This is a genomic window from Variovorax sp. GW821-FHT09B01, from assembly GCF_059418345.1.
This window is the reverse complement of the sequence record NZ_JBWKPQ010000015.1, coordinates 1-22,753: the sequence shown is the minus strand read 5'-3', so window position 1 is coordinate 22,753 and position 22,753 is coordinate 1. Positions and strand designations below refer to the sequence as shown.

Sequence of the window (22,753 nt, the reverse complement as noted above, 5' to 3'; positions counted from 1 at the left end):
GAGGACGGGCCATGTCCGAGCAACAGCATGTCCGTGCCGATGGGACAGTCACGTTCCTTCCACACCGGCTCAACAGGCACCCGGTGGTCGTTCGCGGTCTTACCGCCGACGAGCTGTGGATCTGCTGCGGCCTGTCCGGCGCCGCCGGCCTGGTGGTCGGCGCGCCGTTGTCCTGGGTGTTACGCACCATTGCCATCGCGCCGACCTTTGTTGTCCTGGGCGTGGCGCTGGGCGTTTTCATCGGCGGCGGCATCCTGCGCCGTCTCAAGCGTGGGCGTCCCGACACCTGGCTGTACCGGCAGTTGCAGTGGCGCATTGCCACGCGCCATCCGCTGATGGCCGGTTGGGTGGGCGGCCATGTGCTGATCTCGCGCTCCGGCTTCTGGACCATCCGCAGGGGCATGCACGGGGGCGCGCGATGAGCCGTTTCAAGAACGAGATCACCCACCTGCAGGCGCACATCAAGACGATGCGCCTCGGCGCGGGTGCGCTGGTCATCGTCGCCCTGGTCATGGGCGGCGGCTGGTGGAGCGCACCGCGCGATCTGACCATCCACGTCCCGCCTGACCTGCGCTCCGGCAGTACCCGCAAGTGGTGGGAAGTGCCGCCCGAGTCGGTCTATGCGTTCACGTTCTACGTGTTCCAGACCCTCAACCGCTGGCCGACGAATGGCGAAGAAGATTACCCGCGCAACCTCCATACGCTCTCGCCGTACCTCACCCCGTCCTGCCAGGCATTCCTCAAGGCGGACTACGACTACCGCCGCAGCACCGGCGAACTGCGCCAGCGGGTGCGCGGCATCTACGAAATCCCCGGTCGCAGCTATGGCGACAACCCCACGGCGCGCGTGCGTGTGATCTCCGACCGCGACTGGGTGGTGACGTTGGACATCAGCGCCGACGAGTACTACGGCGCCGAGCAGGTCAAACGCGCCCTGGTGCGCTACCCCGTAAAGGTCGCGCGGGTGGACGTCGATCCCGCACGCAACCCGTTCGGCCTGGTGCTCGACTGCTACGAGGGCACGCCCCAGCGCATCAGCGCACCGGAGCCGACGCGCCCGGTGCCTGGTGGCCTGACGCCACAAGCGCCTCAAGGAGGTAATTCCCCATGAAGCCCATGAAGCATCCTGTACTCGCGCTGCTGGGGCTGCTGGCCGTGGCCGCCGCAGTGGTCGTGTCCCCCGCTGTCCAGGCGGTGGAGATCCTGCGTTGGGAGCGCATGCCGCTGGCGGTGCCGTTGAAGGTCGGCCAGGAGCGCATCGTGTTCATCGACCGAAACGTCCGCGTGGGCGTTCCCGCAGGCGTCGGTGAGCGCTTGCGCGTGCAGAGCGCGGGCGGCGCGGTGTACCTGCGCGCCAGCGAGCCGATCGAGCCCACGCGGCTGCAATTGCAGGACGCCGACACCGGCGCGCTGATCCTGCTCGACATTGCCGCGGAGCCGCCCAAGGACGGCGAAGCCGAGCTGGAGCCGGTGCGCATCGTCGAGGGCAACAGCGCACCGGCGCGCTATGGCGATCAGCCTGACGGTGCCGATGCGCCCCAAGCTCGTGCTCAGGATCAGGCAGGCACCCGGACGGCGCGGCGCGAAACGCCAATCCCCGTCGTGCTGACACGTTTTGCTGCGCAGAACCTCTACGCACCGCTGCGCACCGTGGAAGCCTTGCCAGGCGTCATGCGGGTCAACCTGCGCCGCGACCTCGACCTCGGCACGCTGATGCCGACCTTGCCGGCACGCGTGGTCGCGCTCGCCTCGTGGCGTCTGGAAGACCAGTGGGTCACTGCCGTGCGCCTGACCAACAACAGCAACGACTGGATCAACCTCGACCCGCGCGTGCTGCAAGGCGATTTTCTCACCGCCACCTTCCAGCACGAGGTGCTTGGCCCGCGCGGAACCCCCGAGGACACCACCGTCCTGTACCTGGTGACGCGCGGGCACGGGCTCGCGCAGTCGCTGCTGCCGGCGATCCATCGCTTCGACCCCGCCGTGCATCTCCCGCAGCCAAAAGCAGCAGCCAGCCACGACAGGGAGGCCCGCCATGCGCAGTAACGGACTCCTGAAGTGGCTGCTGATCCCCGTGGCCCTGCTGGTGCTGTTCGTCGCCATCCGGCTGTTCTCCGGTGACGGCCCGTCGGCACCGTCTGTCGCGGATGGCGGCGGCAGGCTTACGCCGGAGGAAATGAAGGCGCTGGGCATCGAGGGTGACACCCCGCGCGACACCGTGGCGACGCTGGTTGCCCAGGTGAAGCAGTTGCGCACCGAACTTCAGACCGCGCTGTCCGACAACAGGTCGCAGCGTGAGGAGAATCAGCGACTGCGCCAGCGCGAGAACGCCATCGACCAGCGCATCAGTTCCGCCCTCGAATCCGAGCGCTCCAACCTGCGCCGCGACCAGCAGCAGGCGGCCAGCGCGCGCCAGCAGACCGAGGGGCTGCTCGCTGACCTGCAGCAGCGCCTGGACAGCATCGGCGGGCGTGGTGGCGGCCATGCCGATTTGCCGGTGGGGCTGGGCCTGCGTGACGGCGACGAGGCTGGCATGGACGGCGATATGCGCTGGGTGGAGCCTGATGACGCGAAACAAAGCGACTGGCGCGGCAGGTCGAATGGCGGCATAAGCTTCCCCACCAGCTTCGGTTCCGCACAGAGCACGCTGGAAACCACAGCGCAAACCGTGGCGAACGCGGGCGCACGCGCCGCTGGCGTCAAGAGCGCGACGCCCGTCTATACCGTGCCGACCAACTCGACGCTGATGGGGTCGGTGGCAATGACGGCGCTGATTGGCCGCGTGCCGATCGACGGCACGGTGAACGACCCATACCCCTTCAAGGTCTTGGTCGGGCCTGACAATTTGACCGCGAACGGCATCGACATTCCCGATGTGGCCGGAGCCGTGTTCTCCGGCACCGCATCGGGCGACTGGACGCTCTCGTGTGTGCGCGGCCAGGTGCGCAGCATCACCTTCGTGTTCCATGACGGGACCATCCGCACCATTCCCGAGGATCGCGAGGGCAACCAGCAAAACAACCAACAACGCGACGGCCTGGGCTGGATCAGCGATCCGCACGGCATTCCCTGTGTCAGCGGCGAGCGGCGCAGCAATGCGCAGCAGTACCTCGGCACCCAGGCGCTGATCACGGCGGCTGGCGCTGGCGTGGCCTCACTGATCGAATCCGACAGCGGCAGGGCGTCCTATGTCGGCGCCGACGGCTCCATCGGCAGCGTGGGCATCAGCGGCCAGGAAGCCGTGGGCCGGATTCTCGCCAGTGGCGTTCAGGACATGTCGAGCTGGGTCAACAAGCTCTACGGCCAGGCCTTCGCTGCCGTTTATGTGCAGCCCGGTGCCAAGGTCGCCGTCCACCTCGAAAAGCCGCTCGCCATCGACTTCGACCCAGAAGGCCGCAAGGTCGATCACCGCGCAGGAGAAAGCCATGCCCTCGAACTTGAATAGCTGGGCTCAAGGCCTGGCGCTGGCCTTGGCCGTCGCGCTGCTCGGCGGCTGCGCCACCAGCAAGGAAAAGCTGCTGACCCACGGCGACAGCACGATGATGGACATCTGGCAACAGAACGCCGGTGACGGCGGCGGTGGCGCCGGCCAGGTGGCGCGTAGGCAGTTGCTCGATGCGCGCCAGAGCCTTCGCCGTCCGCTGACCGAGATGGATGTGCAAGCCGCGCCCGTCGAGCAGATGCGCTATACGCGCACGGCGCGCAACGAGGTCTATCGCCAGTTCCAGCGCCTGCCCAACCCCGATCTGGTCATGTACGTGTATCCCCATTTGGCGGGCACCGACCCGGTGCCGATTCCGGGCTATACGACCGTGTTCCCGCTGTACCAGCGCGTGCAGTACGCCATGCCAGGCGAGCGCGTGGAGGACTACTGATGCGCTGGAAACTCTCCTGGCCGAAGCTGGCCGCACCGAAGCTGGACGCGTCCGGCGCTGGCGATGACGAGCAGCCGGACGGCTGGCAGCGCCACGTCGAGGCACTGCGTCAGGCCGGCATCCCCGAACCCGGCACGGCGGTGCAAGCTCGCAGGTCGGCGACCCTGGCAGACGAGCAGGCGCTGTACGAGGTCGCGCCGTCGTTCGTGGAACTGCTGCCCTGGGTGGAGTTCCTGCCGCAGTCAAAAGCCATGTTGCTGGAGGACGGGCAATCGGTGGCGGCGTTCTACGAGCTGGTGCCGCTGGGCACCGAAGGCCGGGAACCTGGCTGGCTCGCGCAGGCCCGCGATGCCTTGGAGAACGCGCTGCAGGACAGTTTCGATGAACTGGACGAGAACCCCTGGGTGCTGCAGCTCTACGCTCAGGACGAGCCCAGTTTCGACCAGTACATGCAGACCCTGCGCGACTATGTGCAGCCGCGCGCCCGTGATACGGCGTTCAGCGAGTTCTACCTGCGCTTCTTCGGCCACCACCTGCGCGCGGTGGCAAAGCCGGGCGGTCTGTTCGAGGACACGGTGGTCACACGGCTGCGCTGGCGCGGCCAGACCCGGCGCGTGCGCATGGTGGTCTATCGCCGCGTGACCGGCCAAGGGCAAAACAGCCGCCGCGGCCAGACGCCCGAGCAGATGCTCAATATCGTCTGCGACCGCCTGTGCGGCGGACTGGCGAACGCCGGCATTCAGGCCAGGCGCATGGTGGCTGCGGATGTTCACGACTGGCTTCTGCGCTGGTTCAACCCGCGTCCCACGTTGCTTGGGCCTGGGGCCGAAGACCGGGAGCGCTTCTATGCGCTGGCGCGCTACCCCGAAAGTACGGAGGCCGGCGAAGACGGCGAGATCGAATTGGCGAGCGGGCGGGATTTCAGCCAGCGGCTGTTCTTCGGCCAGCCGCGCTCCGACGTGGCGCATGGCACCTGGTACTTCGACGGCCTGCCGCACCGCGTGCTGATCACCGACCGCCTGCGCATGCCGCCGGGCACGGGGCACCTGACCGGCGAGACCCGCAAGGGCGATGCGATCAACACGCTGTTCGACCAGATGCCCGAGGACACCACCCTTTGCCTGACGATGGTCGCCACGCCCCAGGATGTTCTGGAAGCGGATCTCAACCACCTGGCGAAGAAGGCCGTGGGCGAGACGCTGGCGTCGGAGCAGACGCTCAAGGACGTGCATGAAGCCCGCTCCCTGATCGGCAGCGCGCACAAGCTCTATCGCGGCACGCTGGCGTTCTACCTGCGCGGGCGCGATGAGGCGGAACTGGACCGACGCGGCCTGGACCTGGCGAACGTCATGCTCAACGCCGGCTTGCAGCCGGTGCGCGAGGATGACGAGGTGGCCCCGCTGAACAGCTACCTGCGCTGGCTGCCGTGCTGCTACAACCCCGGCCAGGATCGGCGCAAGTGGTACACCCAACTGATGTTCGCCCAGCACGCGGCCAACCTATCGCCCGTGTGGGGCCGCGCCCAGGGTACGGGGCACCCCGGCATCACGATGTTCAACCGCGGCGGCGGGCCGATCACCTTCGACCCGCTCAACCGCCTGGACCGGCAGATGAATGCCCACCTGTTTCTGTTCGGCCCGACGGGTTCGGGCAAGTCGGCGACCCTCAACAACCTCTTGAATCAGGTCACGGCGATCTACCGGCCACGGCTGTTCATTGTCGAGGCCGGCAACAGCTTCGGCCTGTTCAGCGATTTTGCCCGGCGCCTGGGTCTGACCGTGAACCGGGTCAAACTGGCCCCAGGCTCGGGTGTGACGCTCGCGCCGTTCGCGGATGCGCGGCGGCTGATCGAGACGCCCAGCGGCGTGCAGACGCTCGACGCCGATGCGCTGGACGAAGACCTTCCACCCGATGCTGTGGCCATGGAGGCGGATGAGCAGCGCGACGTGCTGGGCGAATTGGAGATCACCGCGCGGCTGATGATCACCGGCGGCGAAGACAAGGAAGAAGCCCGGATGACACGGGCCGACCGCTCGCTGATCCGTCAGTGCATCCTTGACGCCGCAGAGCACTGCCACAGAAAGGATGGCGAAAAGCGCACCGTGCTCACGCGCGATGTGCGCAACGCACTGCGAACGCGCAGCCAGGACCCGACGCTGCCGGAAATGCGGCGTGTGCGGCTGCTGGAGATGGCCGACGCCATGGACATGTTCTGCCAAGGCACGGACGGCGAAATGTTCGACCGCGACGGCTCGCCGTGGCCCGAAGCCGACATCACCCTGGTCGATCTGGCGACCTATGCCCGCGAGGGCTACAACGCGCAGCTCTCCATTGCCTACATCAGCCTGATCAGCACGGTGAACAACATTGCCGAGCGCGATCAGTACCTGGGCCGCCCGATCATCAACGTCACCGACGAAGGGCACATCATCACCAAGAACCCGCTGCTCGCCCCCTACGTGGTGAAGATCACCAAGATGTGGCGCAAGCTGGGAGCCTGGTTCTGGCTTGCCACACAAAACATCGACGACTTGCCGCGCGCCGCAGAGCCCATGCTCAACATGATCGAGTGGTGGATCTGCCTGTCGATGCCACCCGATGAGGTCGAGAAGATCGCCCGGTTTCGCGAACTGTCACCCGCGCAGAAGGCGCTGATGCTTTCCGCGCGCAAAGAAGCTGGGAAGTTCACCGAGGGCGTCATCCTCTCCAAGAGCCTGGAAGTGCTGTTCCGGGCCGTGCCACCGAGCCTGTATCTCGCGCTCGCGCAGACCGAACCCGAGGAGAAAGCCGAGCGTTACCAACTCATGCAGCAGCACGGCATCAGTGAACTCGACGCGGCCTTCAAGGTGGCCGAGAAGATCGACCAGGCGCGCGGCATCGAGTCGCCAGCCTTGGGCCTGCCGCAATAGCCGCCGGAGACTGCCGTGAAACCGAAACGTCCTTCCATTCCTATGCCGGTGCAGGCGTTCCGCCGTCGGCGCTCGCGCAAGCGCTGGCCCTGGTTCTTGGCCGCTGGATTGATCACACTGCTGTTGATATGGCTCGTGTCTCGCGCACTCAGCGAATCAGAATCGCAAGCTCCCGTGCCGATCAGCACGGCGCAGATGGCCGGGCCTCCCTGGCAGATGGGCAACCCCGAGGGCCGGTTCACGCTGACGCTCTATGCCGACCTCGAATGTCCGTTCTGCCGAGCGTACTTTCCGCAACTCAAGCGCTGGGTCGGCAGCAACACCGACGTGGCCCTGCAATGGCACCACCAGCCGCTGGCCGCGCACGAGCCGGCCGCCTCCGCCGAGGCACGCCTGGCCGAGTGCGCCGCCGAGACAGGTGGGCATGCGGCTTTCTGGCAGGCCATTGAATGGGTCTATGCGCACACGCGCAGCGACGGCCTGGGCTTGCCTGAGGGTCTGCGTTATCCCGGCCTCAACCCAGCCGTCGAGCAGTGTTTGGCAAGCGAGCGACCCGAAGCGTTGATTCGCGCTCAGGCCGAGGAAGCCATGAAGGGCGGCGTGACCGCGACGCCTTCGATTCGTCTGCACGATCGCCAGACCGGCCAGGCGATCCTGCTGCAGGGGCCGATCGAAGGCGATGCACTGCTGTCGGCCATGGACATGCTGGCGGCTGAGGATTCCGTCGCTTCACCTGCCACCGAAATGCCTGCCGACGTCGTCGGCGACATGCCCAGGTAGCCCGCGGTCATTGAGGCTACGGCGCAGCACACTGCGCTGACCGCTACCCGTTCGCCTCGCATCCTGGCCGCGAACGATCACCGCTGCTGTGGTGATGGATGCACCTTATTCCGTTGTTCCACTCCCAGGAGGGCCTGCCCTCCTGGGGCACGTGCGCCCTCCGATTTCCCTGCCTGGAGGTTCGCCATGCCTGTCGTCATCAATGACTCCTGCCTGGAGTCGCTTTCCGATATTTCTGTTCAGAACGAGGACTGGATCATCCAGCAAGCCATCGTGTTGCTGGAGCGACGGGTTTTCAAAGCAGGGCCGCGCCTTGAGCGGCCCGCTGCGGTCAGGGACTACCTTCGCTTGAAGCTGGTCGCCGAGCCCAATGAGATATTCGTCGTCGTGTTCATGAACAGCATGCACGACGTGCTGGCCGTGGAGCCGATGTTCCATGGAACGATCAATGCGACCTCGGTTTATCCACGTGTCGTGCTGCAGCGAGCGTTGCAACTGAACGCCGCTGCGGTCATCTTCGCCCATCAGCACCCCTCGGGCACCACCGAGCCATCCAATGCGGATCGCTTGCTGACCGATCAGTTGAAGACGGCCTTGGCGCTTATCGACGTGCGGGTACTCGACCATTTTGTGATTGGTCAGGGCGCACCGTACTCGTTCGCCGAGTCTGGTCTTTTGTAATCACAGTGGGGGCTTCGGCCTCCGCTTTTTTCCATACGGCAGCACCGAACAGGTATGCGGGGTGCCCGCGATGCGCATTGTTTGTTGGGGCGGTAGCGGGTTCGCGTTCGACTATGGCTCTGATCAACTTCCAGGGCACGCGACATGCCAGCATCTTTATTCCGCTTCGCATCCGGCTGGCGAACCCTTGGCCTGGCCGTTGCACTGCCGGCGTTCTTGGCCGTTTTCAGCCCAACCACCTTCGCCGCCGATGTGGTGGTCGTCACCGACAGCCGCCACCCGGTCAAGACCATGGGTGGCGAGCGGTTGATCGAGTTGGATGAAGGCCCGCGCATCGAAGCCGCGCTTTCCGCACAGCTGCCCGCCCATCCTGAGCAGGCCACGGCCATCGTCAAGCGCCGCCTGAACAACGGCGGTGCCGACCTCCAGCGCCGCATCGCTTCCGCATACCAGGGCGTCGCCGACGCATGGAGCCTGGGCGTCACCAGCATTCCGGCCGTCGTGGTGGATCAGCGTTACGTGGTCTATGGCGAGCCGGACGTGGCCCGTGCCGTCGCGCGCATTGCGCAACACCGGAGCCCGCAGCCATGATCCGACCCTTCGAGCGGATGCGCCGCCTGCGTACTGGCGTGGCGTCAATGCTGCTGCTCAGCGCCACGGGCAGCTATGCCCTCAACACCGCAACCATCGTTGGCTCAGTGGCCTCGCCAGACTGCCTCGAATACCGCGTCGTCGGCATCTGCTACTGGCTCTACTGCACCTGGACGGGCTGCACGGTGCGCACGTCGATCAAGGTACGCCACTACATCCCCGATGCGGTCGTCTCCAGCTACAGCAACACCGGCGAGAACCCCTGGGTCGAAGTTCGACCGATGAGCACGCCCAACCCTTCGGCCCAGGCCGGCGGAGACGGCACCACCAACGAAGACCACGAGAACAATCTCGCCAAGTTCAAGAACGCGGACGTCATCGGCCATCCCGGCGTCGAGGTGTTCAACCAGTTCGTCTCATCGTCGGGCTACTTCTGCGAGGGCGCGGGCACGGCGTTCATGCCGTACCTGCTCAGCACCCTGGACACGCTGGCCTGGCGTTACAACGTGCCCGAGATGGTCTACCCGGAGGCGCTGATTCCGGGTAGGCGCGAGGTCGGCGCGCGCACCACGCTGAACCTGTGGGGCAACGTGTATCCGCGTGGCGGTTTCCTGCACCAGGCCGACGACCACAAGGCTGGCGCCGTGGTGGCCCAGCGCGCTGGCGATGTCGTCACGCGCCGTGGACAAATCCACGTCTATCAGCCGCTGCTCGCCAACTCGCGGCCCGGCTACTGGCCTGCCGGCGCGCTGATGGAAGGCGATGCCTCGACGGGCAAGTGGCAGGAACTCACGCCCGTCCTGTCCTCTTCCTGCACGGTGTTCCCGCGCAGCGGCTTCCTGACCCAAGCCCAGCAAGGCGACTACGCCTGGGCGCTGTGGCGGCCCTATGCGTGCTGCGAACGCCGGGGCCAGGTGTTCCTCGGCAGCGTCGATTTCCAATGAGGGTACGGCGATGAAGCGTCCTGAACTGACAAACCTCTCCACCAAGGCGTGCCGCCTGCTGCGTCCCACGGTATTGACTGGGGTGTTGACCGGGGTGCTGGCTGGCGCACTCGTTCTTGGCGGCGGCCTGGCGTGGGCGCAGACCGGCTTTCAAACCGGCGGCTCCGTGATCGGCGACGAGGTGATGTATTCGATTGGCGGCGGCAGCGCAGTGTCCATGGGCCGCGCTGCCGGCATGCGCTCGATCGGCGTCGGCGTGGGCTGGAACAGCAACCTGATCTGCGGCGACATGAGCATCCAAACCACGCTGCGCAACCAGCTCAACGGCGTCACCAACGGCTTTCAGCAGATCATGAGCAACGTGATCCAGAGCGCCACCAGCGCGGTGGCATCGCTGCCTGCGCTGATCATCCAGCGTGCTGATCCGGGCCTGTACAACCTGCTGACCAACGGCGTGCTGCAGGCGCGGCTGGATTTCGACCGCTCCAAGCTGACCTGCCGCGCCATGGCCGAGAAGATGGCCGACACGGCGGGCGGACAGCTCGGCTGGAGCCAGATGGCCGAAGGCATGGCACTGCGCGATGCGGTGTCGAGCACGGACGCCGTGTCGGCGATTGAGCAGGCAGAGACGCGCCGCGGCAACGACGGCGTGCCCTGGGTAGGCGGCAGCAATGCGGGGGGCGCAGGTCAGTCGGCCATCCGCGTGGTCGGCGACGTCACCCGCGCGGGCTACAACCTGGTCAACGGCCGCAGCGTGACCGACACGTCGTCCATCGCTTCCGCCAGTTGCGCGAGCCTGTCCTGCCAGACTTGGACGTCGCCACAACAAGCGACTGAATGGGCCACACGGGTTCTTGGGGAACAGGTGCAGCGCACCTGCGATTCCTGCACCAAGACCGAAACGGTGCCCGGCGTCGGGCTGACGCCGCTGATCCAGGAGGAGTACGAGGCAAAGCTGGAAGCCTTGCAGGAACTGGTCTCGGGAACTCGCAACACCACCTTCGAGAACCTGCGCGCAGCTGGCAGCACCTCGCTGCCCATCACGCGCGGCGTCATCGAGGCGCTGCGCGACGAGCCTGACCAAGACCTGCTGGCGCGGCGCCTGGCCTCGGAGGTCGCGCTGGCGTCGGTGCTGGAGAAGGCATTGCTGCTCCAGCGCACCATGCTGACCGGCAAGAAGGAGCCCAACGTCGCGGCGAACCAGTTGGCGGTCGAGGCCGTGAACCACGAGAGCGACACGCTCGACCAGGAGATCCGCAACCTCAAGACCGAGCTGGAGCTGCGCCGCGAGCTGGCGAACAACTCGCCCATGGCCATCATCCAGCGCCACGGCACGCGCGCGGCTGGCTCGCGTGGCATCTACGAAGGCGATCCCATTCCCGACCGCCTCGACCGGCTCCAGAAGGGCAATCCGGGAGGCAACCCATGAACCTGCCGCGCGCCAGTTGGCTGCGCCCCCGCTGGCTGCTTAACCAGCGCGCGGCGAAGGCGTTGCTGTGGACGGTGGTGCTCGTTGCCGCCGCTGTGGGCGCCAACATCGTCGGCATTTATCTCGTCGGCAGCGTTGCCAACTGGGAGCGGTGGCTGGCGGCCACGGCGGGCTACTTCCTAGTGTGGCGGCTGTGCCTGTACGGCGCGACAGCCTACGGCTGGGTCTGGATGCGCCGCCGGCTGCTGGCGCGTGAGGCCCAACGCGGGGCGGATAGGCAGGCGCGGCGTCGCCTGGTGCGCAGCGAGATCGCCGGCGTTGCCGCGATCGTCGCGCTGGAAGCCAGCCTGTTACTGCAGGCCGCTTGAGGGGAGATCGGGGTCATGACGCTTTTCACCACCGACTACCTGGAGTACTACCTCACGCTGGTGTCGTGGATCGTCCACAACGGCATCTGGGCCGTGCTGGTGGCGAGCGGTGTCTTCGCGCTGCCTTTCATTGCCATCATCGTGCAGGAATGGCTGAAGGCCCGTGCGGAAGGTGCCGACGAAGGCAACAAGGGCGTGCTCTCGGCTGCGCGCATCGAGAACCGGGTGTTCGTTGCCATCGTGGTGGTGATGTTCGCCGGTATTCCATTCATCGACGTGGACCTCAACACCATCCGCTACGACAGCGCACGCTCGGCCCAATGCCAGGTCAGCGTGCCGCAACCCACGGATACCGGCTGGTCACAGTCCTTCAGCACCATCAACAACCAGTCGGCGAAGGTGCCTGTCTGGTGGGCCTTTATGCACACACTCTCGCGAGCAGTGACCGGTGCCTCGGTGGCGGCGATTCCCTGCGGCACCGACTTGCGGCAGATGAGGATGGAGATCGACGCGACTCGCATCGACGACCCGGTGCTGGCTCAGGAAGTGGCGGATTTCTCGCGAGACTGCTACGGACCGGCCCGCGCCAAGCTGTTCATGCAGCGCCCGAACCTCGATGAGGCGCAGATGCACGACGTGACCTGGATCGGATCGCGCTTCTTCACGGACACCGGCGGCTACTACGACACCTACCGCTCCAGCACGCCACGCGACGATTGGCCCTACGACAGCACCCGCGACGCGGGGCTTGCGCAGGTGGCCAGTGGTGGCGGCTACCCGACCTGCAGGCAATGGTGGGCCGATGCCGGCAATGGCCTGCGCGCACGCCTGCTGGGGCAGGTAGACCCAAGCCTGCTGAATCGCCTGGCGGGCTGGGCCGGATTCCTGAGCCGAGCCGATGTGGACGACTCGGTGATCCGCACCATCGCCTCGCCACGGCAGCAGAAATTGAACCAGGGCAGCGTCTATACAGACTACGGTGGCCAGATCGACAAAACCCTGCCGAACATCGTGACGCGGGCCACGGGCGACGTAGGGATGGCTGTCGGCGCGATGGCCGCGTTTCCCGCCATGGACGTGGTGCGCCAGGCGCTGCCTATGGTGCTCGCCTTGCTCAAGATGGCGCTGGTCATCTGCATCCCGCTGGTGCTGGTTGTGGGCACCTATGACCTGAAGACCGTCGTTACCGTGAGCGTCGTGCAGTTCGCGCTGTTCTTCGTCGATTTCTGGTTCCAGCTCGCACGATGGATCGACAGCACCATCCTCGATGCGCTTTATGGCTGGGGCTTCGGCTGGAACCGGCCACACAGCAACTTCGATCCACTGGTGGGGCTGAACAACGCCTTTGGCGACATGCTTCTGATGTTCGTCACGGGAACGATGTTTCTGGTCTTGCCCGGATTCTGGCTGGCGAGCCTTGCCTGGGTTGGGATTCGGGCTGGGCACGCCATCCAAGGGCTTTCAGACGGGAGCAAGAGCGCCGGCCAAGCGGGCGGCAAGGGGGCTGGTGCACTTACCGGAGGCAAGCTGAAGTAGCGCGGGGCCGGTCAGTCGTCAGTGTACAACTCGTGTGACGTATCGTTATACAGATTGGGATCGTAGCCCGGCGTCTTGCGCAGTTCGGTGAGGTCAGTGAAAGGCCACTCGTCCTCATCCAAGGTATTGGCAGCAGCAGCCCATCCCGCCACAGTCACACTCAGCACCACGAGTGCGAACCAGAAAGCAACGTAAAACAGCAATCCCAGCACAACCAGCTTGACCGTCCACAACAGCACGGTGGCACCAGCTACCGGCACACCCTTGGATACCAACCAGTTCGACGCCCGCCGTTCGCCACGCACATAGGCGCGCCATCCACGGCCCAAGGCCTGGCCGAGGCGTTCTGCTGTGCTGATGCGGGTCGTGGTGCTCATGGTCGTCTCCTGCTGCTGAGGGATACCTATTTCAGTTTGCTCCAATCCTGCTTGCTTGCCTGTACCAATGCGCTCCATTCGTCCGGCGGATTCCCGCGCCCGAGCATCTTCTCGAACACGGCATACGGGTCTGATTTGCTTCCCGAAGACCGCAGGGTCTGTTCATCGTTGACCCAGGCGTACACGATGACCTTCGCCTTCGAGTCGTAGCGGAAGAACAGCCGGTACCGTCTTCCGAGCTTGGCCCGCCGCCAATGGCGATAGGCCGGCCCCATGGTGTTGCCTTGACGGTACTCATCGCGTGCCGGATCGCCTGGCACCACGTCTTGCATCAACTGGACCAAGGCCCGGAAGAACTTGACGTTGGCGTTCGATCCGAACCCTTCCGGGTCGTTGTCTTGGGCGCGCAGCACCGCCGCGCGCAGCTTCAGCATCTGCTCGATCAGGTTGTCGTGGAACAGCAGTGTCCAGCCATGCTGTTGCATCAGATGTCCACGTCCTCATCGAAATCATCGCCCAGGTCCACCTTGTGCCCCGCGTGCTCCAGCATTGTGCGAGCCAGATCCTCGGGCAGGCCGCGCACATTCCGGCCCGCTTCAATGTCGCGGGCCAGCAAGGTCAGAAACGCGGCAATGGCCGGGTCCTCGTGCTCGGCATCGGCGCGGGTCACGACGACCTCACTGCCACGAAGCTCGAACGCAAGCTTGCTGCCGGTATCGGCGCCAAGCGCCTGTCGGATGGACTTGGGCAGCGTGATCTGGCCTTTGGAGGTCAACGTGGCAACTTCGTGAATGGCAGGCATGGCGGCTCTCCTGATCGCAATGTCTACATTGTAAGGAATTATCCTTACCTTGTCAATGAGAGCTCTCACCGGGGTTCTCCAGCATCCAACAATGAACCTCATCGTAGGGCGGGAACAGCCAGCCTTCCCGCATCAATCCGGCCCCGCCATACCCGCATTGACGGTGGACGACCAATGCTCACCGCTCTATATCCAAAGGCTTCTAAAGGCCAAAAGGTCAAAGGGAGCAAGGGAATGGGGTGCAAGGGGAAAGGCCCTACCCGAAAAGGCGAAAAGGCCTCCCGCTTGGCCCGCCATCAGGACACCCACATGCTCTCTCTGTTCCAGCGAAAACGGCCCCCGGTCGCTGCCGCTCCGTCGCCAGCACCCGCCACCGACCTCCCGAAAGGGCTGATCTGGCCGGAATCGGCCGCATCGCTGCTGGCGACACCGCGCCGACAGAAACTGCTGGAACACATCTGGCAGCGCACCTCGCTCTCGCGCAAGCAGTTCGCCGCGCTGTACCGTGCGCCGCTGGAACGTTATGCCGAGCTGGTTCAGGCTTTCCCTGCCTCCGAAGCGCATCACCATGCTTACCCAGGCGGCATGCTCGACCACGGTCTGGAAATCGTCGCCTACAGCCTGAAGCTGCGCCAGTCTCATCTGCTGCCCATCGGCGCCAACCCCGAGGATCAGGCCGCGCAAGCCGAGGCCTGGACTGCTGCCATCGCCTACGCCGCACTGCTGCACGACATCGGCAAGATCGCTGTCGATCTGCACGTCGAGCTAGCCGACGGCAATACCTGGCATCCGTGGCACGGCCCGCTGCACCAGCCATACCGCTTCCGCTACCGTGACGATCGCGAGTACCGCCTGCACAGCGCCGCGACAGGCTTGCTCTATCGCCAGCTACTCGACCGTGAAGTCCTGGACTGGCTCAGCAGCTACCCATCACTGTGGGCACCGCTGCTTTATGTCCTGGCCGGGCAGTACGAGCATGCAGGGGTGCTGGGCGAACTGGTGGTGCAGGCCGACCGAGCTTCCGTGGCCCAGGAACTGGGCGGCGACCCCACACGCGCCATGGCCGCGCCCAAGCACGCGCTGCAACGCAAGCTGCTGGACGGGCTGCGTTACCTGCTCAAGAAGGAGCTGAAGTTGAACCAGCCCGAAGCCTCCGATGGCTGGCTCACCGAGGATGGTTTGTGGCTGGTCAGCAAGACGGTCTCGGACAAGCTGCGCGCACACCTGCTATCCCAAGGCATCGACGGCATTCCTGCGAACAACACCGCCGTGTTCAACGTGCTGCAGGATCACGGCATGTTGCAGCCGACAGCAGACGGCAAAGCGATCTGGCGCGCTACCGTGACCAGTTCCACCGGCTGGAGCCACTCGTTCACCCTGTTGCGGCTCGCGCCCGCGCTGATCTGGGAATCTGGTGAGCGGCCAGCACCGTTTGCCGGGACGGTGACGATCGACAAGCCCACCGCAGGTGAAGATGTCGAAGCAGGGGCCACCCTTTCTGCGAACGGCGCGACGTCCGCTTTGGAGAACCCAAACGCTCCGCCAGCGGAAGGTAGTGGCATCGCATCGGCACCTCCACCCAAGGCCCAGGCCAGCCCCGACGCCATGGAGGACATGCTGGCGATGGTGGGAATGGGGAATTCACCAACCATCCAGCAGGATGTGGAAACCGCCCCGGACGAAGTGCCCGCAGGCCTCCCCGATGCGCCCCTGCCGACCTTGGCCGGCGCTGCGCCTTCGCCGCCGGCCTCCACATCCTCGACGACACAGCCATCCGGCGAGCACTTCATAGCGTGGCTGAAACAGGGCATCGCCACGCGGCGGCTCATCATCAACGATGCGAAAGCGCTGGTGCATACCGTGAGCGACACCGCCTACCTGGTCAGCCCTGGCGTGTTCCAGCGCTATGCGCAGGAACACCCGCAGGTAGGGAAACTGGCCAAACAGGAGAACCTGCAGGATTGGCAGTGGGTGCAGAAGCGTTTCGAGCGACTGCAATTGCATCGCAAACAGCCGAGTGGTCTGAACATCTGGACGTGCGAAGTCACAGGCCCCAGAAAATCACGGAAGCTGCATGGTTATCTGCTTCTTGAACCCTGCTCGATATTCAATGACGAGCTGGCAAATAACCCATTCTTGAAGTTGGCATAGTCAACCCAAAACAGGCGAAGTGCATGCCGTTCTCAAATCGTGCCTCGCAACGCGACAAACTGGTTACTCGGTCCTTCCGACCGGAGGGTGAGGCTCGGGCTGTTCGCCACCAAATAAGCCAAAGGCCGCGTCAAGCTGAACGGGAACAGCACGGGCAGCGACTGCAGACTGGTCACTGAAACCGGCTTGCCAGCGTAGCGCACGACAGCTTCGATCAGCCAAACCGTGAGTGCATCGTTGTCGATGCCCGTCTGTGGCAGGCGAATGACCCGCTTGCCTTTCTCGACCCGTTCCACCGCGCCCCAGCTCGCCTGACTCTGAATCACCATGTTGGTCATGCGTCGGGTGCCTTCGCGCTCCCCATAGGTTTCGCTCATGCGCCGATGCACTTCGGCGGCTGCGCAGTCGCCCTGGATAGCGGACAGGCGGCCCACCAGCTCGGCCACCTTGCCAAAGAACGGGTACGTCGCCACGGACATGCCCCAGCACAATGCTGAGATGGGAATGTCCGGCTGCGTCTTGTGGATGGCCACGCCGCGATCGGCGTAATCGACCAGTTCGGCACGCGGCTCCAGCCACAGCCGATTCAACACGGTGCGCGTTTTCTTCTTGGCTTCCACGCCAAGCTCGGCTGCATCGAGCAGTGCATTCAGATCATCTAGCCCAGCCACGCCTGCACGTATATTCAGTGCCGCAGCCGCCCAATCAAGCTGAATGAACCGATCAAAGCCTATTTTTGGGGCTGATGAATTCATTCGGTACCTATCACATAACTGACTTTCACAAAGGGCACGATCAGTTCTTCGACCGACACCCCGCCGTGGACCACCACCTGGTCGCCCTCCGGCACAAAGGCGGTTCGTCCGCCTGCGAACAGGGGCATGAAGTTCGCGGGAAGGCCTGCGACGTCCAGCCTGACCGTGCTGGGATAGGCCGCTGCGGAGTCGGCCAGCAATGGCTCACTCCGATACACCCGCACGCGCTCGCCGCGCGTCTCGGCAATCACGCCCTGGTTAGGTCTGCCGACGCCGGTGGACTCCACGTTGCCGTGGTCCGCCGTGAGGTAGATGTGAAACCCCTTGTCCAGCAGCAGCGAGAACAGCCGGTCGACGAAACCAGTCGTCAACCAGTTCCCGATCCACATCGCCACGTCCTTCTTGGACCGCTCCTTGTGGAGCCGGTCATCCACCTCATCGATGACCAGGCCCACCACCTTCGGGCGCCGGTCGTTCAAGTCCGCCTCAAGCACATCCAGTTGATCAATCTGGCGCAGCGCGCGTCGGTACATCACCTCATTCGAGTTGACGCCTTCGTTCTGCCAGAACGTCTTCCACAAGGATTCCTCCTTGTCCGTCCGGTCGATGGAGTCGTCGAACTCACGCGGCTTCAGGCCGGAGAACAGCGCCTGGCGCGACACCGATGTCACGGTCGGCAGCCATGCGAACGCGGTTCCCTCGTCGAACGCGAAGCGCTTGGTGGTGGCGATCAGGCGCTCCCGGATCTGCACCCACTGGTCGAAGGCCAGCCCGTCAAATACCAGCAAGGCCACCTTGGTTTCCCCTGCGGATCGCCGATGCCGCAAGAAGCGCGGCACGTGGTGCACCATCACCGGGCCTTTGGTCACCGGCTGCAGAATCAGGTCGGCGTAGTGCTTGGCTGCGACCCAGGCTTGCAGATGCTCGTCTGATTGCGCCTGCAGGGCCTTGATCCGTTCCCGAATCACGGGCAGGTGTTCGCTGCCTTCCGTGCCGGGCAGGCCATGCGTGCGAGCCAGGATCTCGCCGTAGCGCTTGGCGAACTCGCTCCAGTCCTTGTGCGACGAGGCGGCCGTTGGCGTCATCTCGATCAGGCCATCGATGCCTTTGAGCACCAAAGCCTGCAACGCCGCCGGGTCCTGGACGATCCCGGCCTTGATCCAGCTCGGCATCCCCGCCGGGACGCTGTGCGCCGCCAGCGGATGCAAGCTGCCGTCGAGGAACATGGAGTCGACCAGCACCTGCACATCGGAGTGGTCGAACGGGATCTCGATCTTGGCGCCGTAGTCTGGCGGTGGCGGTTCGCCCGTGCGCGTGCCATCCAGTCCAAGTGTCTTCAGGTAGCGATACCACGCATCCTGCACCACGCGCAGCAGCGCGCTCTTGGACGCCAGCCATGTGGCGACGGGTTGGTCGGTGAACAGCCCCTTGCCCTGAATGATGCCTGCCGCGTGTTGAGCAAACAGGGGTGACAACGAGCGATTGGCAAAGTGAAGCCGCAGCAGCTCGCGCCAGAAGTCAACCGGGTTGCGAATCGATCTGGGCGCCAGTTGGTAGACGTGTTCGAGGATGAAGTCCTTCGACTCGTTCTCGCCCCGAGCTGACTGCAACTCGGTCTGGTGGACATAAAACAACCCGGCAAGATGCTCCGGCTCGACTTGCTGCACGGCGCTGTAAGCCAGCTTGGGGAACAGATCGGCAAGGCTGAGGCGCACCACACGACCGTGATGCACGATGTCCCAGGGCAACGCGTTCGCGTCAGCGCTGCGCAGATGCAGAACCAGCGAGGGCGCTGGCCCCGGCTCACCCCGATCCCATGCCGCGCGGTAGCGCTCCTCGTATTCCGCGCGGAAGGCAAACGGGTCTTCGTACAGCATCAGCTCGAAGCCGCGCCCGCGTAGCTCGGTCAACAGCTTCTCGTCGAGCAACACATCGTCAGGGTCGCACGCCACCCACAGCCGGGTGAGATCGGCCGTGAAATGGCTCAGGATGCGTTCCGTCCAAAGGCTCATGCATCACCTCCGACGTGCACCATCATCACGGCATTCAAATCCGGCACGCTGGCCTCCATGTCATCGAGAGCGGCCATGCGTGCATCGTGTTCCTGTTGCAGCCGCTTGCGCCGGTGCTCGCGCACGGCGGGCAGGCCGATTCGGCCAATCGCCTGGCCTCGGGCCTCAAAGGCATACACCGCACGCTCGCGTTCTTCCTTCAGCCGGGCACGGTGTTCGGTCAGAAGTTCCGTGAAGATCCGTTCCCCCTGGGCGCTGGCAGCCGCATGCGATGCCTCGAACCACCTCACCGACTCCTCGGCACCCGTCACGGCATGCACGTCTACGATTTCAGTAAGCAGCAGATCCCAGACGCGCTTGGCAGTCGGCACGAAGGGACGGCCTTCCTCGTTGATGAACACTGGAAGGAAGCGCTTCCGGCTCAGACCTTCAGCCGCCAGACTGATCTCCCATAGCGACCAGATGCCGCGAACCGAATCCGGAAGACCGGTCACGCGGATCACCGGCAGCGGCTGCCCGGCGACAAAGCGCGGCAGCTCACTGATCACCGCCCGGGCGCGTGGGTCTTCCATCGTGACCCATTCCAACTCCGGATTCTCATCCGCCGTGCGGGCGTCAAAACAAGCCTGTGCCGACTCGCTGCCGTCTGCCCACTTCACCCGCCACGCCTTGCCAACTTTTGCTGCCGAGCCACCGCGCGCAGCCAACCCGCTGGTGATGGCGCGCTCCAGCCAGAACTGCGCTGGGTGGTCACGCCACTTGCGGGCATCGTCGGCATCCAGATCGTGTTCTGTGGTGAGCAGATCGCTGTTCTTTTTCGACTCCGCCAGGGTGGATCGAAGCTGGGCCACCACCGCGTCACATCCCTGTTCGATGGCATCCGGATTCTGCAGACCATGTACGAACAGCTCGTCGAAGATCGGGTCGGCCTCGACCGAGTCCATCACGTCGGCCGCTTTGTCGACGCCAAACTCCTGCGCGATGACTTCAAGCTTTTCCTCTAGCACCTGGCGCACCCGGTGCTCCACGGTGTCTTCAAGCACGAAGTTGATGGCGCGAACTACGTGCTTCTGCCCTATACGGTCCACCCGGCCAATGCGCTGCTCGATCCGCATGGGGTTCCACGGCATGTCGAAGTTGACGATGACATGGCAGAACTGCAGGTTCAGACCTTCACCACCGGCATCCGTCGAAATTAGCACGCGCACATCCTTGGAGAACGCCTGCTGCGCACGCGTGCGGGTTTCCAGATCCATGCTGCCGTTGAGCGTCGTCACCGAGAAGCCACGGCTTTCCAGGTAGTCGGCCAGCATCGCTTGCGTGGGCACGAACTCGGTGAAGATCAGCACCTTCAGCGCCGGGTCGCCTTCCTCCTGCTGCAGCTTGTAGATCAGCTCCAGCAGAGCCTCGGCCTTGGCATCGGTGCCTGCGGCCTCGGTTTCCCGCGCCAGCTCCAGCAGCATCTCGACTTCGGACTTCTCCAGCTCCCAGCCACTGGACTGCATGGCCAGATCCACCTGAGACTGGCCGTCCAAGTCTGCCCACTCATCGGCGCTGGTGTTCTCAAAGAGATTTGCTTGGGGCTGTGGCGCATCAAGCAGTGCCTGGCGTTTTTCCAGTGTGGTACGGATGGCTGCCGTACTGGACGTCACCAGCCGCTGCATCAGAATCATCAAGAAACCGATGTGGCGCTGCTTGGATGCCAATGCCTGGTTGTAGCCATGGCGCACATAGTCGGTCACCGCCTCGTACAGGCGCTGCTGCGAACCATGTCGGGCCTGCCATGCCACCGCCTGCAGCCGGGTGACACGCGGCTTGAACAGCGGCTGGCCTTCGGCATTGATCGATGCGCGCTTCTCGGTGCGGATTACGAAAGGCCGCACTCGGTCACGGCTGACGCTGCTCTCGTCCGGGAAGGCTTCGCGGTCCAGCAACTGCATTAGCCGCATGAACTGGTCAGTCTTGCCCTGGTGCGGCGTGGCCGACAGCAGCAAGAGATAGGGCGACGCTTCGGCCAGCGCTGCGCCCAGCTTGTAGCGGGCCACCTGCTCGGTGCTGCCGCCCATGCGATGGGCTTCGTCGATGATGACCAGATCCCACGACGCTGAGATCAGGTCCTCGAAGCGCTCGCGGTTGTAGGTGTTGAGTTGCTCCAGGCTCCAGCCGCGACGGCCTTCCAGCGGCTTCACTGAATCCAGCGAGCAGATCACCTGGTCGTGCATGCGCCACAGGTTTTCTTCCTCGCCCGCGCCGCCGCTGCGCCACTGCCGGAAGGCCGCCAGCTCGGACGGTTCGATGAACTGGAATTTCTCACCAAAGTGCAGACGCATTTCCGCCTGCCACTGGCGCACCAGCCCCTTAGGCGCCACCACCAGGATGCGCTTCACCCGGCCACGCAACTTCAACTCGCGCAGCACCAAGCCAGCCTCAATCGTCTTGCCGAGTCCAACCTCGTCAGCCAGCAGGTAGCGGATGCGGTCGCGGCTGATGGCGCGGTTCAGCGCATAGAGCTGGTGCGGCAGCGGCACCACGCTGGACTGGATGGGTGCCAACAGCAGGTTGTCCTCCAGTGCATCCAGCAGTTTGGCCGCAGCCGTGGTGTGCAGGATCTGCTCCACGCTCGGGCGCACGCTTTCCAGCGAGGCCAGGTCCGCTGTCCGGGCGCGCACCACGGCGTCCTTGGCCGGCAACCAGACGCGGTAAGCCGTCTCGCCCCACAGCGCCAACCGCTCCACCACGCGGCACGGTGAAGCCTGGCGCGTGTGCCAGCACCAGTCGTCGGTGTCGAAGTGGCTGCTCATTCGCACATCAAACCGCAAGACATTTGTCCAACAGCCTGTTGGACAAATGCAGGCTCTGGCCAAGTCTCGGTGACATGGCCTGTCGCCGAGACGCAAACTGCTGCTGGTCGGGCCTCCGGGCACCGGCAAGACGATGACCGCCTCTGTGTTGGCCGGTGAACTTGGCATTCCGCTGTTCTCCGTTCGACTGGATGCACTGATCACCAAGTTCATGGGGGAGACCGCCGCCAAGCTGCGTCAAATATTCGATGCCATCAATGATGTGCGAGGCGTCTACTTCTTTGACGAATTCGACGCCATCGGCTCACAAAGAGGGCTGGCCAATGACGTGGGTGAGATTCGGCGGGTACTGAACAGTTTTCTGCAAATGATCGAGAGCGACCAATCTCATAGCTTGATCGTTGCAGCAACGAACCATGTTGAGTTCCTTGACTACGCGCTTTTTCGCCGATTTGATGACGTGATCGAGTATCGGCTCCCGAGCGCGCCGCAGGCCACCAAGCTGATCCAGTCGCGGCTTGGGAAGTTCGCGCCCAAGCCCTTTCCGCTCAAGGCCATCACAGCCAAGGCAGAAGGCTTGAGCTACGCGGAGATCAGACGTGCCGTAGATGAATCCATCAAGGAAGCCGTGATGCACGACGAGGAGCGCGTAAAAGCAGATGTGCGAGCCTGTCAGAAATTTTGTGTTTGAGGCATAGCATGACGAACAGGAGCATCTATGCCAAGCAAGAAGAAGCCGGCG

General features: G+C 64.4%; 21 protein-coding genes. 15 read left to right on the top strand and 6 right to left on the bottom strand.

What is annotated here, in order from left to right:
• Positions 1-11: 11 nt before the first annotated feature.
• From AC07RV_RS30820 to AC07RV_RS30760, 13 genes are all read left to right on the top strand, one after another.
• Positions 12-422, top strand: a complete 411-nt coding sequence (locus AC07RV_RS30820) for a TIGR03750 family conjugal transfer protein (RefSeq protein WP_023124764.1) — start codon at positions 12-14, stop codon at positions 420-422.
• The gene (locus tag AC07RV_RS30815; protein WP_444852541.1) at positions 419-1,111 is read left to right on the top strand and encodes a PFL_4703 family integrating conjugative element protein; all 693 of its coding nucleotides are present in this window, start codon (positions 419-421) and stop codon (positions 1,109-1,111) included. The genes AC07RV_RS30820 and AC07RV_RS30815 overlap by 4 nt, the downstream gene beginning before the upstream one ends.
• Entirely contained in the window at positions 1,108-2,046 is a 939-nt protein-coding gene (locus tag AC07RV_RS30810; protein WP_444852542.1) for a TIGR03749 family integrating conjugative element protein, read from the top strand. The genes AC07RV_RS30815 and AC07RV_RS30810 overlap by 4 nt, the downstream gene beginning before the upstream one ends.
• Positions 2,036-3,445 carry a TIGR03752 family integrating conjugative element protein gene (locus AC07RV_RS30805; RefSeq protein ID WP_444852543.1) on the top strand — a complete coding sequence of 470 codons (1,410 nt, stop codon included), beginning with the start codon at positions 2,036-2,038 and terminating at the stop codon, positions 3,443-3,445. Before AC07RV_RS30810 ends, AC07RV_RS30805 begins: the two co-directional genes overlap by 11 nt.
• On the top strand, positions 3,426-3,875 hold the full coding sequence (locus AC07RV_RS30800) for a TIGR03751 family conjugal transfer lipoprotein (protein ID WP_444852544.1): 450 nt from the start codon (positions 3,426-3,428) through the stop codon (positions 3,873-3,875). Before AC07RV_RS30805 ends, AC07RV_RS30800 begins: the two co-directional genes overlap by 20 nt.
• Positions 3,875-6,784 (top strand): conjugative transfer ATPase, encoded by a 2,910-nt coding sequence (locus tag AC07RV_RS30795; protein WP_444852545.1) that lies wholly within the window; start codon positions 3,875-3,877, stop codon positions 6,782-6,784. Before AC07RV_RS30800 ends, AC07RV_RS30795 begins: the two co-directional genes overlap by 1 nt.
• Before the next feature lie 15 nt (positions 6,785-6,799).
• Positions 6,800-7,564: a DsbA family protein gene (locus AC07RV_RS30790; protein ID WP_444852546.1), complete on the top strand. Its 765-nt coding sequence runs from the start codon at positions 6,800-6,802 to the stop codon at positions 7,562-7,564.
• A 186-nt stretch (positions 7,565-7,750) separates the two neighbouring features.
• Positions 7,751-8,245, top strand: coding sequence for a JAB domain-containing protein (locus tag AC07RV_RS30785; protein WP_444852547.1), 495 nt, complete (start codon positions 7,751-7,753; stop codon positions 8,243-8,245).
• A 144-nt stretch (positions 8,246-8,389) separates the two neighbouring features.
• Positions 8,390-8,836, top strand: a complete 447-nt coding sequence (locus AC07RV_RS30780; RefSeq protein ID WP_444852548.1) for a TIGR03757 family integrating conjugative element protein — start codon at positions 8,390-8,392, stop codon at positions 8,834-8,836.
• A complete protein-coding gene (locus AC07RV_RS30775) occupies positions 8,833-9,780 on the top strand; it encodes a TIGR03756 family integrating conjugative element protein (RefSeq protein ID WP_444852549.1) in 948 nt (315 codons plus the stop codon). The genes AC07RV_RS30780 and AC07RV_RS30775 overlap by 4 nt, the downstream gene beginning before the upstream one ends.
• Before the next feature lie 10 nt (positions 9,781-9,790).
• Positions 9,791-11,209 carry an integrating conjugative element protein gene (locus AC07RV_RS30770; protein WP_444852550.1) on the top strand — a complete coding sequence of 473 codons (1,419 nt, stop codon included), beginning with the start codon at positions 9,791-9,793 and terminating at the stop codon, positions 11,207-11,209.
• A gap of 2 nt (positions 11,210-11,211) precedes the next feature.
• Positions 11,212-11,577, top strand: a complete 366-nt coding sequence (locus AC07RV_RS30765) for a hypothetical protein (protein WP_444852560.1) — start codon at positions 11,212-11,214, stop codon at positions 11,575-11,577.
• Between the two features lie 15 nt (positions 11,578-11,592).
• The gene (locus tag AC07RV_RS30760; RefSeq protein WP_444852551.1) at positions 11,593-13,113 is read left to right on the top strand and encodes a conjugal transfer protein TraG N-terminal domain-containing protein; all 1,521 of its coding nucleotides are present in this window, start codon (positions 11,593-11,595) and stop codon (positions 13,111-13,113) included.
• A gap of 11 nt (positions 13,114-13,124) precedes the next feature.
• On the opposite strand, the gene AC07RV_RS30755 is transcribed toward AC07RV_RS30760, so the two are convergent.
• From AC07RV_RS30755 to AC07RV_RS30745, 3 genes are read right to left on the bottom strand one after another with little or no spacing between them, the layout of a single operon-like run.
• A complete protein-coding gene (locus AC07RV_RS30755) occupies positions 13,125-13,490 on the bottom strand; it encodes a DUF3742 family protein (protein WP_444852552.1) in 366 nt (121 codons plus the stop codon).
• Positions 13,491-13,516: 26 nt separating this feature from the next.
• The gene (locus AC07RV_RS30750) at positions 13,517-13,975 is read right to left on the bottom strand and encodes a type II toxin-antitoxin system YhaV family toxin (protein ID WP_444852553.1); all 459 of its coding nucleotides are present in this window, start codon (positions 13,973-13,975) and stop codon (positions 13,517-13,519) included.
• Positions 13,975-14,292: a type II toxin-antitoxin system PrlF family antitoxin gene (locus AC07RV_RS30745; RefSeq protein WP_077565934.1), complete on the bottom strand. Its 318-nt coding sequence runs from the start codon at positions 14,290-14,292 to the stop codon at positions 13,975-13,977. The genes AC07RV_RS30750 and AC07RV_RS30745 overlap by 1 nt, the downstream gene beginning before the upstream one ends.
• 309 nt (positions 14,293-14,601) lie before the next feature.
• Here AC07RV_RS30745 and mobH point away from each other — a divergent pair, with 309 nt between their 5' ends.
• Positions 14,602-16,443 carry a MobH family relaxase gene (mobH, locus tag AC07RV_RS30740; RefSeq protein ID WP_444852554.1) on the top strand — a complete coding sequence of 614 codons (1,842 nt, stop codon included), beginning with the start codon at positions 14,602-14,604 and terminating at the stop codon, positions 16,441-16,443.
• Positions 16,444-16,475: 32 nt separating this feature from the next.
• On the opposite strand, the gene AC07RV_RS30735 is transcribed toward mobH, so the two are convergent.
• From AC07RV_RS30735 to AC07RV_RS30725, 3 genes are read right to left on the bottom strand one after another with little or no spacing between them, the layout of a single operon-like run.
• Complete coding sequence (locus AC07RV_RS30735) at positions 16,476-17,198, bottom strand: hypothetical protein (protein ID WP_444852555.1); 723 nt, start codon at positions 17,196-17,198, stop codon at positions 16,476-16,478.
• A complete protein-coding gene (pglZ, locus tag AC07RV_RS30730) occupies positions 17,195-19,210 on the bottom strand; it encodes a BREX-3 system phosphatase PglZ (protein WP_444852556.1) in 2,016 nt (671 codons plus the stop codon). The genes AC07RV_RS30735 and pglZ overlap by 4 nt, the downstream gene beginning before the upstream one ends.
• Positions 19,207-22,011 carry a DEAD/DEAH box helicase gene (locus AC07RV_RS30725; protein ID WP_444852557.1) on the bottom strand — a complete coding sequence of 935 codons (2,805 nt, stop codon included), beginning with the start codon at positions 22,009-22,011 and terminating at the stop codon, positions 19,207-19,209. The genes pglZ and AC07RV_RS30725 overlap by 4 nt, the downstream gene beginning before the upstream one ends.
• Positions 22,012-22,090: 79 nt before the next feature.
• On the opposite strand from AC07RV_RS30725, the gene AC07RV_RS30720 reads away from it, so the two are divergent.
• Positions 22,091-22,702: an AAA family ATPase gene (locus AC07RV_RS30720; RefSeq protein ID WP_492714965.1), complete on the top strand. Its 612-nt coding sequence runs from the start codon at positions 22,091-22,093 to the stop codon at positions 22,700-22,702.
• The last annotated feature ends 51 nt before the right edge of the window (positions 22,703-22,753 follow it).